This is a genomic window from Paenisporosarcina sp. HGH0030 (genome assembly GCF_000411295.1).
In the GTDB taxonomy this organism is placed as follows: domain Bacteria; phylum Bacillota; class Bacilli; order Bacillales_A; family Planococcaceae; genus Paenisporosarcina.
This window is the reverse complement of sequence record NZ_KE150421.1, coordinates 2228111-2245684: the sequence shown is the minus strand read 5'-3', so window position 1 is coordinate 2245684 and position 17574 is coordinate 2228111. Positions and strand designations below refer to the sequence as shown.

The window sequence follows — 17574 nt, the reverse complement described above, 5'->3', positions numbered from 1 at the left end:
TTTTCAGTTGAATTCGACTATTGATACGACTTTTTTCTTAAAATAAGTATGCAATCGATACTCGCAAATTTGTCGAGTCCATTAATAGACAATCGAGCGATCTTCTGATGCGATATCGAAGTTTAGTTTAAACAATTGGTTCTTAAAGGTGATTAAGTTTTTACTCGCACCACCCCACTTTGTCATCGGCATTCTTTGAATGAGTGATGCTACTTTGCGTTCATTGTACACTTCCAATTCCTTGCCTTGTTTATCACTGAAATCGATATTCATACGGTACGATTTGTCCGTCAGGTAATGATGAAAACATTTAGTTGTATCAATCGCTTGAATAGGTAAGAACCAGTCATCTTCCCCACGAGTAAGCATACCTCGGACCGGATTTCCACTTTTTTGCGATCAAAAAGAGAAACCGTTTTGACTTTCTTCATTTCCCCTGTTCGGCTATCTTTTTCGTATACACGATAGCCGATAATCTCATCATTTCGAACAGCATGCAAAGAAATATTAAAAGAAGTCGATGTCACAGTTGTCGGCGGTTCCGGCAATTCCTCTTTAAGACTTGAATCCGAAAGCATTGAGAAACTTAATGCTTTCGGATTTAGTTTACATTTGTCAATTCACACGAAAATGTAAAGTTTTTGACTGTCATGCCTTTATAATAATCTATACAGAAATATTCTTTCTGTAGCTAATTCAAAGAACAAGCTTTTTCTTTTCATATTAAGTGCAGCTCTAAAAAAGCTCATAATAACTTCACACCTTTTGGATAAGATGGATAATATGTTACTAGAGTAAAGAATTATAGGGGGGCTCGCAGTGAATAGACTAACTATCATGGTAATTGATGATGAAGAAACAATGAGATCCTTGATTAAGACGTTCCTTAAAAGAGAAGGTTATAGTATTTCAGAGGCATCTAACGGGATGGATGCCTTTACTAAAATATCAAAAAAAGCACCTGACCTTATTCTGGTGGACATAATGATGCCGTATATGGACGGCTTCACGTTTGCGATGGAGTTGAAGAAAAAATTCGATATTCCTCTAATCTTCTTGTCTGCTAAAGGGGAGGAATGGGACAAGGTTCACGGTCTGAAACTTGGAGGTGATGACTACATCGTCAAACCCTTCCATGGAGAAGAACTGTTGGCTCGTATTGAATCCGTATTAAGAAGATCAACATATGCTACTCAAAACAACAATTCATTAAAGATTGGGCCGCTGGTTCTTGATTCTTTGGGATTTAAGGCATATGTCAACGATCGAGAGCTCTCATTGACACTAAAAGAATTTGATTTGTTATTCATGCTTGCTAAAAACAGAGGGAAAGTCTTTAAAAGAGAACAGCTATTACAAGCTATTTGGGGAGAAGACTATCAGGGGACCGGCAGGACGGTAGATACGCACATTAAAACTTTGCGATTGAAGTTAACGGAAGATGCCAAACTCATACAGACCATTTGGAGTGTAGGGTATAAGTTTGAGGTAAGTGATTGAGAGAAATAGCAATGACATTAAGTCAGAAAGTATTATTGCTTATTAGTTTGTGTATCGTTTTTGTCCTTCTCTTTTCTTTTTTCTTCCTTCATTTCTTATACAAGGATTTATATATTACCAGCGTGAAAGAATCAGTTATCTATCAAGGAGAACGAACCGCTGCCCACTATCACTATGGCTCATTAAGTGACGAAATCATTGAAAAAATCCAATGGTACAATATTGTCTCCGAGTATGAGGTAATTGTAGTGGATGATTTAGAAGAACTATCCACTTACTTTCCATATAAGCTCAATTATGAAGCTTTGGTCAATGAAGAAGATAAAGAACTACTGCAACAGGGCCGTTATGTCATCAAGGATGGATATGTTGAGGAATTAAATCGAGAGATTGTCGGGGCGGTATTTCCTATACTTGCGGAGAAGAAACTAATCGGCTTTATTTATATTTATGTACCCTTGGCAGATTTGCAAGAAGTTTTTCAAGGAAGTATCCCCATCCTAATACTTGTAGGGAGTTTATTTTTCATTGTTCTATTTATTGCGGTGAATCGTATTCATCACTCTCTATTTCAGCCACTTACAGATATTCAGAAACTTGCACTAGAGGTTTCCAATGGAAATTATTCATATCGTCTAAATTTTCTACATGACGATGAAATTGGAAAGCTCGCAAATGCATTTAATCGGATGAGTTCATCTCTTGAAGAACAAGAAGTTCGAAAAAAGGATTTTTTATCAAATGTTGTACATGAATTACGCACCCCTTTAACGTATATTGGCGGTTACACGCAAGTGTTGAAGGAGCAAATCTTTTCCTCACCAGAAGAAGCTCAGCATTATTTGTTGACCATCGAAAAAGAAACAGGTCGTTTAATTAAATTGATCCATGATTTAGTAGACCTCGATCATCTTCAAGAAAACATGTATCTACTTAATAAGGAACCAATTGCAATGGCGCAGTTATTTTTTGATATGCTTGATTTATTTCAAATTCACATGAATGAAAAAAACATACAGTTAAAAATGGATATTCAGGAAGAGGTAATTGGCAATGGAGATCCCAAGAGAATCCAGCAAATCTTTTATAATCTGCTAGATAATGCAATTAAGTATTCACATGAGTATGGAATTATCTCAGTAATTCTGACGGAAGAAAAGGAAATACTTCGTTTTAAAATTACTAATCAAGGGACCGAAATATCCACTAAAGACCTCCAACATGTTGGAGAAAGATTTTTCAGAACCGACAAGGCACGAAGTAGATCCACAGGAGGGACAGGTCTTGGTCTTTCCATTGTCAAAGAAATTGTCAGATTGCATGATGGATTGTTTTCGATAGAAAGTGATTCAAGACTTGGAACATCCGTAGTTATTGTATTACCTGTGCTCACATCATCCTGATATAGGCAGAATTTCATAAAAATCAAAGTGACCTTGGAATTGGAATTCTAAGGTCATTTTCTTGAATGTTACTTATTGGTCCCATATTTCACTCAAACTTCACTTTTATCCAATAAACTAATGATGTTGCTCATTTTCTACAAAATTGGAGGATAAGATAAAAGTGAAAAAAGGAAATTATAATCGTTTTTGGCGATGGCATTTTTATGCGGCGTTATTTATTACACCCTTATTGCTTACATTAACACTTAGTGGTATTGGCTATTTATTCTATACCAATGTTGAAAATCAGCTGTATGATGATTTCTTTTTTGGCACAAGTGAGAAAACAGAAGAATTAACAATTGACCAAGGGATTTCCAATGCTGAAAATCTACATAAAGGATTTTCTGTATCGAAAGTTATTGTTTTAGATGGTTCTTATAACACGCGTTTAACAATGTCGGATGAAAATGGCGAGCAGAAATATGTGTTTTTAGATGACAACTACCAAATCGTTGGCAGTCAAAATGCTGAAAAAACGTTCTCGAATATTATGCGTAACATTCATAGTTCTCTATTGGTTGGTGGGGCGTTCGTTAACTATTTAGTAGAATTGGCAGCATGTTGGGCTATATTCCTTCTACTTTCAGGTGTTTACATGACAATTAAAGGGAAGGCATTGAAGAAAAAACAAAATCCGACGAATAGGCAAATAAATAAAAAATGGCACGCATTGCTTGGGTCAGTGATTGTCATCCCAATGATTGTAATTATCTTTACAGGGTTGCCTTGGTCAGCATTTATGGGGAATTTCATTTATTCTGCTGCTCAGGAAAATCCGTCAATCGGCATTCCTACCTTAAAACAGCAGCCGCCTACTTCTGATCTGAGTGAAGTTCCTTGGGCTACTCGTAAAAATGAAGCTCCTTCATCAAACGATGCTCACGCTCATCATAGTAACATGTCAGATGGGTCTGGAATGACCGATGAAAGCAATATGAAGGTAAGTGTGCAACAACTCATGCAAAAGGTTGAAGAAGCGCATATCTCCAAACCGTATTCCATCGTCTATCCAATGAGTGAAGATGGTGTATTCACGGTATCAAAAGGGAGTAATACAGGAGTCACTGGTTTGGATGTACACCCAAATGATGAAATGACTACGTATTTTGATCAGTATAGCGGAAAACTCATTTCAGAAGTTAACTATGATGATTATGGCATCTTAGCAAAGTGGTTTACATGGGGAATTCCATTGCATGAAGGGCATTTATTTGGCTGGCCAAACAAATTGATTAATTTAGTCGTATGCCTAGCCTTCGTATTTGTTATCATCTGGGGCTTTAAAACATGGCTATCTCGTAAAAAAGCAGGTCAATTCTCTGCACCACCGAGGGTTGCAAGCGGTGTGCCTATCGGCTTTATAGCATTATTGATTGTGTTAGGAATCATTATGCCACTGTTTGGTATTTCGTTAATCTTCGTTGTATGCATTGAGGGAATTATGTATCTCATCAAGAAACAAAAAACTACTTCCTCAACAAATTAACACGTAAGGAAAAAGCATCGAAAAATCACAGAGATTGATTTTTCGATGCTTTTATTTTGTTTTAGTGTAGCAAGAATGGAATAGACCACTCATCCAAATCTATGACATCACAAAGGATAGCATGATATCGATATCATGCATAAAAACACCATATTTCATATGTCTAACCTCACATAAATTTCACAACTATCATTTACCATTAAACTACATATAAAAGATGACTTGATTGGAGGTAAAGTATGAATAAAAATAGATACTTGATTATTGCGCTTGCACTAGTAATGCTTGCTGGTTGCAATCCCCAAAAAACATTTCAAATGGAATCATTTGCATTTACGAATCAAAATGAAGAGGAATTCGGAACGGAAGAGTTAAAAGGTAAAGTTTGGATTGCGGATTTCATCTTTACTAGTTGTGATACTATCTGTCCGCCAATGACAGCGAGTATGGCAACATTGCAAGAGAAATTCAGAGAAGAAGAAATAAATGTTGAATTCGTTTCGTTCAGCGTGGATCCAACAGTAGATACTCCTCAAAAACTGAACAACTATTTAAAGAATTTTACAGACGACGATTCGAATTGGAATATGCTCACAGGCTATTCCCAAGAAGAAATTGAAATATTTGCACGTGATGAGTTCCAAACGCTTGTCCAGAAACCGGAGACATCAAATCAGGTCATTCATGGATCTGACTTCTTTTTAGTTGATCAGAATGGGGGAATTGTAGGTACCTACAGCTTTATTCAAGGGGATAGTACGGATGAATTAATAAAAGATGTTAACAGGTTATTTTAATGAAGTAATACGGAGAAATATGGAATAGTGACAATGTGGGAGTAGAATTTGTGATTGTATATTAATTTTATTATCACGTTTCTTTCGACTGCGTAACAAAAAGATAAGAATATAACACAAATTCTTTTGGCACCATTCTTTGCCAATTTAATTAATTGCAAGGTCTTTGCTACATCTAAACTTTACGTAAAGGAGCCTGACTCATGAAACATACTTATTCATTTATCCTGCTGCTAACTGCAATTGTAGTTCTATCTGCATGCGGGAATAACATTGCTGTTAAAGAGACCGAACAACTCGTTCCCGAACCCGTTTTAGTTGATCTCGCTGTCCCTGTGAAGGCGGAAGTCGGACATGAGATTGAATTCTCTGTCCGCGTTTCACAGGATGACGAAATAGTAACGGATGCTGATGAAGTGAAGTTTGAAGTTCTGAATGAGACTTCCGGGGAAAAGACGATGATTGCAGCTGAATTTAAAGCTGGCGAATATTCTACAACTTTCACTTTTGAAAGAGGTGGATCGTATTCGATTACTTCCCATGTGACAGCACGTGATATGCATACAATGCCTTCGAAAGTAATTGAAGTAGTCGGTGGGGAAGACAAACCAATATCTCCAGGAGTGTCGTGTTCAGAAAAGGACAAGTTCGGGAACATAAAAGGTAAAACTTGATTTTCTATTTTATAATATTTCATTGTCAAAAAACTAGCAGTAGCTGAATCAACATCTTCAGCTGCTTTTTTCATTCGAAAAAGACCTTCCTATTTATCCCACTATATTTCTCCTCACAAACCAGTAACATTATAGTAAGTGATAAGTATTTTTGAAACAGATAAAGAGAAGGTGAAGACGATGAATGACAAAATGACTGAGTATATAATAGGCAGGCTAACAACTTTATATCCAGATAGGATGGTCATTTCACTTCATAAAAAGGATAACCACTTGTACAGGTTGGCAAAGGAAAAGGCTGAAATACAAGGGATGAAACTAATTGATTGGTTGGCATCTAATGGTTTTACGCAAGTACGTAAGCCAAATGAATCAAAGAATGCAGCCTATGATAGCTTTATTGAGGAACTCCAAGCTACCTTTCCGGATCGAATTGTTCTGAAGTTAAGTACGGACCATCCTGTCTTATATCGACGTTTGTTTTATGCATCACGTACAAAAGGAATGAATGTAGAGTCGTTCGTTGAGTCGATGGGGTTTTACTACAATCGTATCCCGGCAGGGACGATAGTTGTTCCTGATGGGAATAATGTTTATGATGTGAAAACCATGGAACAGTTAATGAATGAATTTAGCGTTAAGCAGACAGAGTGGGCAGAGTTGTTCGGAGTAAGTCGTCAAGCAATCGGATCATTATTGAAGCGTAGACGTAAATCTAATGCCAGTTGGGTTGAAGAGGATTTGACGGTGGAAGAGGAAAGTATTTTCCTTGAAATGATTATTCGATTTGAGGTTTCAAATGACTCTACGAATACAAAGTATCGCATCTATTCTAATGAGAATGAGCAATTTGTATTTCTTGTTAATAATAATCGACACATGAAAGTAGTCTTCAATGGCACTGTCGAGTTGCAAAAGGCTCTCAAACGCCAGTTATATCACGTGTTTCAACCTTATGATTTGGAAAGATTAAAACAACTACTCGAAAGTGCATTAAAAGACGGATATGAAGAAAGAGGTATGGACGATAATGAAATGCGCCTCATTCGAGAATTGACACAAGGGAAAACACATGGCTTTAATCATGAAAAACTTTTAGAACACTTTGGAATTCAACATCTGCGAATAATCGACCGTCGTTTTATTGGTGATGATGAAATTCTTGATATCTTGAAATCGTTTTATGATGAGGAGCTAGGCACTGTCAAAATTCCCTTGAGCTCAAACCAGTATTCTCGTATCGTTATGTTAGCAAAAAACCGAGGATTCTCTTTGAAAGATTTCATTGAGCATTTCGGGCTTCCTTACAAGCGCATACCGCAGACGAATACATTTGAAAAGTACCGTTCATTGCTAGTTCAAAGATATGCTGTAGCGCCGGGAGAAGTTTACATTAGCTCATATGATCCTTTTTATAGCGCACTATCTCTACAAGCTTACAAAAAAGAAATGAATTTAACGGATTATTTATGGGAGACCTATGGGTTAAAGAGGGTTTTATACGAAAACCTGAATGAAGGCTATAAACCATATGACTGGCGAAATTACATAGTGGATATTGATAAAGAAGAAGAGTTTATTTCATTCATTGAGAATCATTACGTCATAAAAGATAATTTTATATTCATCCCAAGTAATTCCATTTTCTATGCCAAACTCTATTTCTATGGCGTGAGATTCGAACGAACCGTGACAGAATTGATTGAGTCATGGGGCTTCGAACGAATCTACAATCCTCCTGAAGATTTTGTAGCAGAGGAAGTCGATCCTAATGTGGCATTGGATGTTCGAGAAGATTTACTTTCAAGGTTAAAGAATGTTCAAAGCGCACTTGGAAAGACCCAAGTAGTTGAAGAAAAACGGAATAGAAGTCGTGAGTTGGTGAAGTTGTTGAAGGAGCTATATCTAGATCGTTGCCAACTTTGTGAGGATTCGGACGGGGTACCCGTCATCCGGATGGAGAATAGGCGGGAGTATGTCGAAGTTCATCATATCATTCAACTCTCGACAGCAACATCCACAAACGATGAATCCGATCTGCTGCTGGATTCTTATCAAAATGTCATTGTTGTTTGCCCTCACCATCATAAAGTTTTGCACTATGAAAACGGTGGTTATGAAGATTTGAATTGGAATGATGGTGTGCCTCAATTTAAGAATAAGAAAGGCATGCTTAAAATTCATACAAATTATCATTTAGAGCCTAGAATTTAATTTAGAGCTCAAAGACTATTGATCCTGCTTATTTTAAGAAACCGACTGAAAATACTTCAGTCGGTTTTTAATATGGAGTTAATTCAATTGGGATTTATTTTTGGGAATCTAGAGTAGTCAATGCCCGTTTAATTTGCTCATTCAGTTCCTGGTACTCAGTATTTTCATACATTTTCATCATGGTCTGACTGATTGTCTCTTTTGACTCCCAATTAGATAAAGGAAGGAAACTGGTATAAATGCCAGTGTATTTTTTACCGTCTTCGAAGGATATGTCGCGAATTAGTATGCCTTCATTTTTAAGAGCTTGTAAAAGTTCCACACGTTTTTCCTGATGGAGTGGGCCAACTTCGACTTTTAACATGAGGCGGTTATTGCTGTTTGCAAACCAGGCAATCAATCCTCGATCGAGCCACCACTTTTGTCGTAAGTCTTCACGGTTATGTGCTGCTGCCCATTCTTTTTCAACGAACGAAGGGAGACGGTGATGAGCAGTGAAGTTGTCACTTTCCATTCCTTTAGAAGCTGCAAAGGCTTTGAAGGCTTCGGACATAATGCTGTTGCCGACTTTGACGATATAATCGATGGCTTCCTTGTTTTCCATGTATAGTTTTTTCAAGACCGCTTCGTCCACTGTTGCAGTTGAAATCAACTGATGATTCACTGCTTTCATGGAAGATTTTTTATTGACGGAAGTATATAGCAGGTCTACTGCATCTTTATGGTCTTGATAAATGGACAAGGCAGATTGGTTTAGTTCTTCGTTCTCCTCCAATTGATCTGCCAATACTTCTATGTAGTAAGAAATGAATGAGTGCACTTCGTCATTCATAAAGGCCTCGTTCAAAACCACATAATCCTTCAACGTACTTAATATATTCCTATAAGTAAGCATTAAATATTCGTCTTCCGATGGAGGGTCTTCCAACATTGTTAAATATATAGGAACAATCGTATAGCCCTCGAATTTTTCGTTAACAAACGCTAAGTAATTTTTCAATTGATTAAAAGATTCTTTAGACCAAAACTTATTTTCAATAAGAATAACGGTTTTATTGCTTTCAGACACAGCCAAAATATCGATCCGTTGATTAATTGATGTTAAGAGTTCTTTGTGGACGATGACATCCTGAAAATTGAGGTTGACTAAATTCAATGGATTAAGATGGGCAAGTTTGTTCGGATCCTCCAGATTATTTGGATGGACGAAAGCTTTTGCTAGAAGTTTCTTTAAAAAGAAATCTCCTAGATTATGATTCCCTTTAGGATTCAACATCCACACCAAGAAATTCGAATGACGTATTTCAAGTTGATCCACCGATAAAATCTTAAATGGATTGAATCTCTTAAAATGATTGTTCAATTTGGCGAATTCTATGGAGTCTTCAAGTAACGATAAAAGTTGTTGTGCATGTTGTGTCAAAAGGCTACCTCCAGAGTTAATGATTATAAATTATTTTACTATATGAATCTCATAATTACCCTAGGAACTGACACGAAATTGAGGGTTTTTAAAGTTATAGACAAGAATCGACAAAAGTTTCTAGATTTCACAATTATAATAGAGGGGAAGTTTGGTAAATTGTCGTGAGGTGTAAAATGAATTCGATTGCAAAGTTGGTTGGGTCTATTGTTGGCATTTACATAGTGATTAATCTAGTATTTGTAGGTTTTCAATACTTTAGTGAAAAGCAAGAACATGACCGAATGCTTATGTTAAAAAGAATGATGGATTCATATACTACGGAACTTAAATCAACAGAAGTAGCATTAAACGAAAAGGAAATGAATGTGACAACATATTTTAAAGATTTGGAACTACGCTCACAGAAAGTGATGGTCGCAGGTTTAGAGGCTTATCGGAAAAATTATGAGAATTTGATTGAGTTACACAATGGTACTGTGGCAGAGTACAACGAATTAAATGAGCAGGTTGGTGAAATATGGTTTATCGTGCCAGGGTTCCGATCGAAAACCTAACGAATTTTGTAAAACTAAACGAAAGAGGGATATAAATGTTTGGGTTTTTTAAAAAGCCTTGTGCAATTTGTAAACGAAAAATTAGTCCATTACTGAAATATCGCAATGATCGCAATGATGTGTTGAACGTCTGTGTTGCTTGTAGTGAGTATGCAGAGCGAAGGGCTTATCGGAAAGTGAAGTAGTAGCTTCTAAAATTTTAACGTCTATCACATTTTTGTTCCAATTCAATAAATAAGGGGTAAAATGGGGCTTTAAATCCACGTGGGTGGCACCGAAAGATGGTCAAACAAAAACCTGCAGGAAAATCGGTTTTCTATAGACTGGATTTTTAATGGATGAGTACGATTCTAAAATCTTAAAGTGCAGAAAAAAAGATACCAATTTGTGAAAAAAGTAAAAACGCTATAACATAAATACTAGAAACTCGATAAAGGAGAGAAGAGCGTTGAGCCCAACCAAAAACTTATCAACTGAAGAGCAAAACAAATTACTCGAAACACTACAGAAACGCTTTGAAAAACACACAGAACGCCATGAAGGAGTCAACTGGCAGGACGTGCAAGCCAAGCTAGAAGACAGTCCGGAAAAGCTTTGGTCCCTTAACGAAATGGAACGAACTGGCGGGGAACCGGATGTCATCGGCTACGATGAAGAAGCTGTCGAGTACCTTTTCTGCGACTGTGCCAAAGAAAGTCCGAAAGAGCGCAGAAGTCTCTGCTACGACCGCGCAGCCCTCGAAGCACGCAAAAAATTCAAACCTGAAAATACCGCGTTAGACGTAGCGTCGGAAATGGGCATTGAATTGTTAACCGAAGAACGGTACCGACACCTCCAGACGCTTGGCGAATTTGACACCAAGACATCCAGTTGGATCCAAACGCCAGACAATATCCGCAAACTCGGCGGCGCACTGTTCTGTGATCGTCGCTATGACACGGTCTTTGTGTATCACAATGGAGCCGATTCGTATTATGCTGCGAGAGGGTTTAGAGGATTATTGAAGGTTTAAAGTTATATGGATAGCAGGGTTTATCTCAGATAGCCTTGATATATGTTCAATCAAAATTTCACAACAATTCAATAAAAATAAAAAAACGACCTTGAGGATCAAGGTCGTTTTTTCTATAGAAATCGAGCCGCAAGAGCGTTTCGACTAGTGACAGGTTTTATTAAATATGATACAGTTATATAGATATGCTTAAATTTTCGAATTGATATAGTATTCCTTACTATAAGTATACAATACCAATTCGTCAATAGTCAAGCGTTTTGATTAAACTTTTTAAGGGGCGATTGCGATGAAACTGGAACTGCATCAGGAACAACAACGATTGGACCATGTTATGGACGTCATCTCAAACGAAATGCAGACACTTGATGGAGATACGTCACGACGAAAAAAAGAAGTCATCAACATTCGGAAGCATTTTTGGGACGAAGTGAAAGTAAGTACAGATTCATTTGATGATTATTTAGAAACGATTATTGGTTTGCGTCAAGAAGCAGAAGCGTTAGCTGTCAGTCAAAGCTTGCATCGCCATACATCAAAACGTTTAGCTACACTCCAGCGTATGCAAAAAATCCCTTATTTCGGTCGAATTGATTTTTTAGAAGACGGCACATCCTCGCCTGAACAAATCTACATCGGCATCTCCACACTTAAAGACGCAAGTGGAGATGATCTTCTCATTTACGACTGGCGAGCACCGATCTCGAGCGTGTATTACGATTATCAGCCGGGTCCTGCGAAATATACGATTCCAGGAGACTACATTGAAGGGGAATTAGAAAAAAAGTGGCAATATATAATTCGTGATGGCACGTTGGAATCGATACTTGACACAACTCTAACAATTGGTGATGAGATTTTGCAACAAGTGCTTGGAAAAGGCACTGATAAGCAGATGCATTCAATTGTCGCCACCATTCAACAGGAGCAAAACCAAATTGTTCGTCATGACCACGGGAAATTGTTAATTGTGCATGGTGCAGCTGGGAGTGGCAAGACATCGGTCGCGCTGCAACGAATTGCTTATTTGCTATACCACTATCGAGATAGTCTGACGAGCGATCAAATCATTTTATTTTCCCCAAATTCCATGTTTAACAGCTACGTCGCCAATGTGCTTCCAGAACTCGGAGAAGTAAACATGCACCAAGTGACTTTTCAACAATATCTGCATCAACGGCTCGATCAACAATTTCAAGTCGAGAATCCATTCGATCAATTAGAATATGTCTACACAAAAACGAAAGATCCTTCCTACTACACGCGATTGGCCAGTATTGAATGGAAAGCTTCAACAGATTATTTTGATGCCATCAATACCTATCACAGTTCTTTGGAAAACGCTGGTATGTGTTTCCAGGATCTTCGCTTTCGCGGAAAACTCATGGTGAGCGCAAAGCAAATGGAAGATCGATTTTATGAGCACCACACGTCACTTCGGCTCCTCAATCGAATCGAGAAATTAAGGGACTGGCTGATTGAACAAATAGCTCAAGTGGCGAAAGAAGAGTGGCAAAAACCGTGGGTCCAAGAAAAAATGGACTCGTTAAGTAATGATGACTATCATAAAGCGCATCGGTACTTAGCCAAGAAACATGGCTATGAAAGAGAGACGATGGCGGATTACGACATGAGCCCAAAAGCACTCGCGCAGTTAATCGTCCGTCAAAAACTCAACACTTTGCGAAAACGAATTCGAGCGTTTCAGTTTGTGGATATCAAACAACTTTACAGACAGCTTTTTGGAAACCCTACAAACATGCGGAGCTTCTCATCATACGAGTTGCCTCAAGACTGGCCGGCAATTTGTGAACGAACATGTGAAGCGCTCGATGAAGGTAACCTGTTGTATGAAGATGCGACACCGTACGTCTATTTAAAAGAGTTGATTCTTGGATTCCAGACTAATCGTTCCATTAAACAAGTTGTGATAGATGAAGCGCAAGACTATTCGCCTTTTCAGTTTGGATTTATCAAACGCATATTTCCTGCCGCGCGAATGACGGTGCTGGGTGACTTTAATCAAGCGATTTTTGCGCATGCTCGTCAAACGAATGATTTCCAGTCTCTATTGGATTTGTACGGACCCAACGAAACAACGGTCATTTATCTAGCCCGAAGCTATCGTTCGACAAAGCCGATCGTCGACTTCACCAGAAAACTTATACCAAACGGTGATCGAATTATTCCATTTGAACGCGAAGGAGAGAGCCCTCGCTTAGAACGAGTACACAGTACAGAAGAACTTCATCAACACATCATCAGGAATGTAGAGCAGTTGCAAGAGTGTGGCTACCAGAGTATTGCAATCATTTGTAAATCCGTTGAGGAAAGTAGTCATGCCTATGAAGGGTTATCTACTGTTCCTGGCTTGAAATTGATGACGACGGGCTCTATGGAATACGAACAAGTGGTTGTTGTCATTCCGTCGTACTTATCAAAAGGCATTGAATTTGAAGCGGTCATTGTGTACGATGCATCAACGCATGTCTATGGAGACGAAAGCTTGCGCCGCGTCTTCTATACCGTTTGCACGCGAGCAATGCATCACTTACAACTCTATAGCCTGGGAGAACCCACTCCATTTTTACTTGAATTTCCGAATTCAGCTTATTAACTACAATTGAATGAAAAAAGTAGAAAAGGTTTTGTTTTCGTCGGTGTGCGGTCGCTCAGTCATTTCTATGCGAGGCATCCCTATAGCTGTATGTTTTATTAAATCCAATCTCATATTTCGATTATTTGAAGCTTTATCAAAAAATAGAATTTGCGAGAAACCTTTGTTCCTGCATCGTTAATTTGTTTTTATTGGAACAACGTACTCTTAAGTTCCTTTTGTATGTTAGAATCTTTAGTGAATATTGGAAATTAGTTTGGAGCTTAATGTAATGATTTCCCGAACAGTCTTCGGACACGTTTATCTATATGTTTTGCACGATGGTCATTAATGTGATTCTTTGTTTCAGTATTGTTATATGGAGGATATCTATTTATCAATTTCGAGAGTTGCTCGCAGAAGTTTCCTAATTATTAGGGGATAATCTTGAATAGTAAATATGGTCAAGGAATGAAGAAACGAAAATTCTTAGTAAACTACCCGGAAGCCCTGATCCTCTGAGAGCAGAGGCTTCTTTTTCGGTTTCTTCTTTAGATGGAATGAAAGGGTAAGTGAATTGCAGATTCTATAAATTGAGAGTTGGTGCGGTTATATGAGATTTATAAAGTGGATTGTCTTATTTCTTTTTGTCCTGCTATTGCCGCTTGCCGTATGGCTATGGGAAGAACGGCATGCACAAAATTTGGATATTGTTATTCTGGATAAGACCGTTCCGAACGGGGATTTGCGTGAACATAAAGGTCTGACATGGTTGCTTAACCATACCCATATTAATAAAACGAATGGAGATTCCTATAGTGAAAAGGAAGACTATGCTGGAGTGACCTTTGATGGCAAAAGTGAAAGTGTACGTGGATTGCCTGAGGATTTAAGTTCTGCTGATATGATTTACGTCGCAGACACTTATGGAATCTATGAATCCGAGAAAGAGAAACGGAGTGATAAAATCGAGGGAGGCTTAAGCTCTGGTGAGTGGACGTCAATTCAACAGGCTGTTGATCAAAATGATGTACCATTGATCATGGAGTTTAATTCAATCTCATCACCGACGGAACCTTTAGTGCGGAAGGAAGTATCTAAATATTTAGGGTTTGAGCAAAAAGGGTGGACTGGCCGCTACTTTAAAGAATTGTCCAATGACAACGGGGAAATACCACAATGGCTAGTTGACTCCTATGAAGCGGCTGGCAATCAAAAGTGGTCATTTGCAGGAGAAGGCCTTGTGTTCATTGAAGAGAATACAGAAATGGTCCGTGTATTGTCACTTGAAAATGGCGATGTCGAAGAAGCATCCATTAACTTGAGGTTTACACAAAATGGCGAGAAGAAATTTAACTTGGACGGAGAATCTCCATACAGGTATTGGTTTGATATAACCGAAGCTGTGGATGAAAATAATGTATTGGCTTATTTCGAACTCCCTGTAAATAAACAGGGACAAGCATTGCTTGACGAATGGGGAATTCCATCCCGTTTTCCGGCAGTAATTGAAAAGAAACAGGATGCAACAAGTTCGTACTATTTTGCAGGTGATTTCGTAGACACGAATGATATTCCTTCAATCTATCAATATAGTGGAATGACAAAAATAAAAGAATGGTTTACCTTCGATTTTGTTTACCCTGAACAAAGCTTCTTTTGGAAAACATACGTCCCAATGATGAAAGTACTTTTGGAAGATGTGAAAGACGCTGATAGCAAAGACAAACAATTGATACATAAACCTGCTGTTCTTCAAAATGAACTTGGTCTGAATTACTCAGCCAAAGTAAATGGCGATCGTTTTGACGTATATACAAATGGGGAATGGAAGACATTAACGGTTAAAGGCGTCAATATCGGAATGGGGAAACCGGGAACTTTCCCTGGGGAAGCAGCTATTACAAAAGGTGAGTATGCAAGATGGTTTAAACAAATTGGAGAAATGAATGCCAATACCATACGAATTTACACGCTTCATCCCCCTGCTTTTTATGAAGCATTGAAGGAATACAATGAATCTCATGAAAAGCCGCTCTATGTATTTCATGGGGTATGGGTTGATGAAGCACCTTTGGAAGAAACACTCGATGCATTTACACCGGAAATCACGGATCGTTTCCAAAAAGAATTCCAGAAAATTACTGATGTGATTCATGGAAATGCCGAAGTTGCAAAAGAACCTGGCCATGCTTATGGGACTTATAAAGCCGATATTTCGCCGTATGTGATTGGGTGGATGATTGGGATTGAATGGTATCCATTCATGGTGGATAATATGGCAACGAAATACAAGGGAATGGACCAATATAATGGGGAATATATTCAAACAACCAATGCCGTTGGATTTGAATTATGGATAGCCCAGCAAATGGATCAATTGACTGTGTATGAAGCGGAAACGTATAAATGGACGAGACCGATGAGCTTTACTAACTGGGTCTCGACCGACAATATAGAACAACCAGCTGAACCTTTGGAACAGGAGGATTTGGCAAGTGTCGATCCAAACCATATGCATTATAAAGAAAATCTTTCAATGCCAGGAATGTTTGCTTCCTATCACGTCTATCCATACTATCCAGATTTTTTAAATTTGGAGGAACGGTACACTGAGTATATTGACCACCGGGGAGAGAAAAATAACTATGCGGGTTATTTACATGATTTAAAAGCGTCCCATAAAATGCCTGTACTTATTGCAGAATTTGGACTTCCTGCATCACGTGGACTTACACATGTGAATCCATTTGGATGGAACCAAGGCTTTCATACCGAGCAAGAGCAAGGTAACTACCTTTCTAGTCTTTATGAGGATATTATTCAAGAAGGCATGATGGGTGGTCTTGTGTTTACTTGGCAAGATGAATGGTTTAAGAGAACGTGGAATACCATGGATTTAGACAATGCAGATCGCCGTCCATTTTGGTCAAATGCACAAACGAATGAACAGAATTTTGGTCTCCTGAATTTTGATCGTATGCTCATAAAAACAGATGGCGATATAGAGGATTGGGCAGATGCAGACCCGATGTACCAGTCTGGAAAAGGGCCGATTACTGCACTTTATGCCACTAGTGATGAACGTTTTCTATATGTGAGGATTGACGGCAAACCTGGGACGGATTGGCTGAAAAACACCAAACCGCAATTGCTGTTTGACGTTAATCCTGGCAGTGGAAATGATCGTGTAGATGAATTGGGAGATGTTACTTTTAATCAGCCATTTGCTGATTTCTGGTTATCTATCCAGTCCACAGAAGAGGCAAGAATGAAAGTAGATGCTTACTACGACGTTTTCTACTATCAATACGGAATTGAACTAAATATGATGGATTCAGCAACAACAAAACCTACTAAAAACAGTGGTTTGTTCAATGAAATCCGCTTACCGCTTAATAAAGGCATTACAAGACCGGATACAGGAGAGTCGTTCCCGTTTTCTTCATATGAGACTGGGAAAATGCGTTTTGGAAATTCCAATCCTGATTCACCGGATTATGACTCCTTAGCAGATTATTATGTCGATCCATCAACAGGTGTGATGGAAATTCGCATACCGTGGCTATTGTTGAATATTAAAGATCCTAGTTCCAAAGAAGTTTTTGGTGATGTATACGTCGATGGCATGGATGCCAAGCAGCAAATCGATGATATTGGAATCGCCCTTGGAGTGACGGACAATCAGGGTCAAGTAATCCAGACTTTCCCTTCAAGCACCTCAACTAGCATTAGTGTCGATGAAGTGTCTCGCTATCGGTGGGAAGCATGGGAGCTACCTTATTCAAGCGAGCGTTTGAAACAATCATATCTAATCCTACAAGAAACATTCAGCAAAACACCATAAAGAAAAGAGGTTGTGCAGCG

General features: G+C 38.4%; 12 protein-coding genes. 10 read left to right on the top strand and 2 right to left on the bottom strand.

Translation table 11 applies throughout. From position 1 onward, the window contains the following. Window positions 1–81 precede the first annotated feature (81 nt). Entirely contained in the window at window positions 82–369 is a 288-nt protein-coding gene (locus tag HMPREF1210_RS10660) for a hypothetical protein (protein WP_016428691.1), read from the bottom strand. 450 nt (window positions 370–819) lie between these two features. On the opposite strand from HMPREF1210_RS10660, the gene HMPREF1210_RS10655 reads away from it, so the two are divergent. From HMPREF1210_RS10655 to HMPREF1210_RS10630, 6 genes are all read left to right on the top strand, one after another. Next, window positions 820–1500, top strand: a complete 681-nt coding sequence (locus HMPREF1210_RS10655) for a response regulator transcription factor (RefSeq protein ID WP_016428690.1) — start codon at window positions 820–822, stop codon at window positions 1498–1500. 11 nt (window positions 1501–1511) lie between these two features. Continuing rightward, window positions 1512–2903 carry a cell wall metabolism sensor histidine kinase WalK gene (locus HMPREF1210_RS10650; protein ID WP_231391082.1) on the top strand — a complete coding sequence of 464 codons (1392 nt, stop codon included), beginning with the start codon at window positions 1512–1514 and terminating at the stop codon, window positions 2901–2903. A 163-nt stretch (window positions 2904–3066) separates the two neighbouring features. After that, window positions 3067–4434: a PepSY domain-containing protein gene (locus tag HMPREF1210_RS10645; RefSeq protein WP_016428688.1), complete on the top strand. Its 1368-nt coding sequence runs from the start codon at window positions 3067–3069 to the stop codon at window positions 4432–4434. A 239-nt stretch (window positions 4435–4673) separates the two neighbouring features. Beyond that, window positions 4674–5231, top strand: a complete 558-nt coding sequence (locus tag HMPREF1210_RS10640) for an SCO family protein (RefSeq protein WP_016428687.1) — start codon at window positions 4674–4676, stop codon at window positions 5229–5231. 203 nt (window positions 5232–5434) lie between these two features. After that, window positions 5435–5905, top strand: a complete 471-nt coding sequence (locus HMPREF1210_RS10635; protein WP_016428686.1) for a FixH family protein — start codon at window positions 5435–5437, stop codon at window positions 5903–5905. 180 nt (window positions 5906–6085) lie between these two features. After that, a complete protein-coding gene (locus HMPREF1210_RS10630; protein WP_016428685.1) occupies window positions 6086–8119 on the top strand; it encodes an HNH endonuclease signature motif containing protein in 2034 nt (677 codons plus the stop codon). A gap of 94 nt (window positions 8120–8213) precedes the next feature. Here HMPREF1210_RS10630 and HMPREF1210_RS10625 read toward each other — a convergent pair whose 3' ends face one another. Further along, window positions 8214–9542 carry a PD-(D/E)XK nuclease family protein gene (locus HMPREF1210_RS10625; protein ID WP_016428684.1) on the bottom strand — a complete coding sequence of 443 codons (1329 nt, stop codon included), beginning with the start codon at window positions 9540–9542 and terminating at the stop codon, window positions 8214–8216. Window positions 9543–9718: 176 nt separating this feature from the next. Between HMPREF1210_RS10625 and HMPREF1210_RS10620 the strand changes: the two genes are divergently transcribed. From HMPREF1210_RS10620 to HMPREF1210_RS10605, 4 genes are all read left to right on the top strand, one after another. After that, complete coding sequence (locus tag HMPREF1210_RS10620) at window positions 9719–10099, top strand: hypothetical protein (protein ID WP_016428683.1); 381 nt, start codon at window positions 9719–9721, stop codon at window positions 10097–10099. Window positions 10100–10547: 448 nt separating this feature from the next. Continuing rightward, complete coding sequence (locus HMPREF1210_RS10615) at window positions 10548–11111, top strand: DUF4256 domain-containing protein (RefSeq protein ID WP_016428681.1); 564 nt, start codon at window positions 10548–10550, stop codon at window positions 11109–11111. A gap of 289 nt (window positions 11112–11400) precedes the next feature. Then, window positions 11401–13728: an RNA polymerase recycling motor HelD gene (gene helD / locus HMPREF1210_RS10610; RefSeq protein WP_016428680.1), complete on the top strand. Its 2328-nt coding sequence runs from the start codon at window positions 11401–11403 to the stop codon at window positions 13726–13728. Window positions 13729–14320: 592 nt separating this feature from the next. Further along, entirely contained in the window at window positions 14321–17554 is a 3234-nt protein-coding gene (locus tag HMPREF1210_RS10605) for a hypothetical protein (RefSeq protein ID WP_016428679.1), read from the top strand. The last annotated feature ends 20 nt before the right edge of the window (window positions 17555–17574 follow it).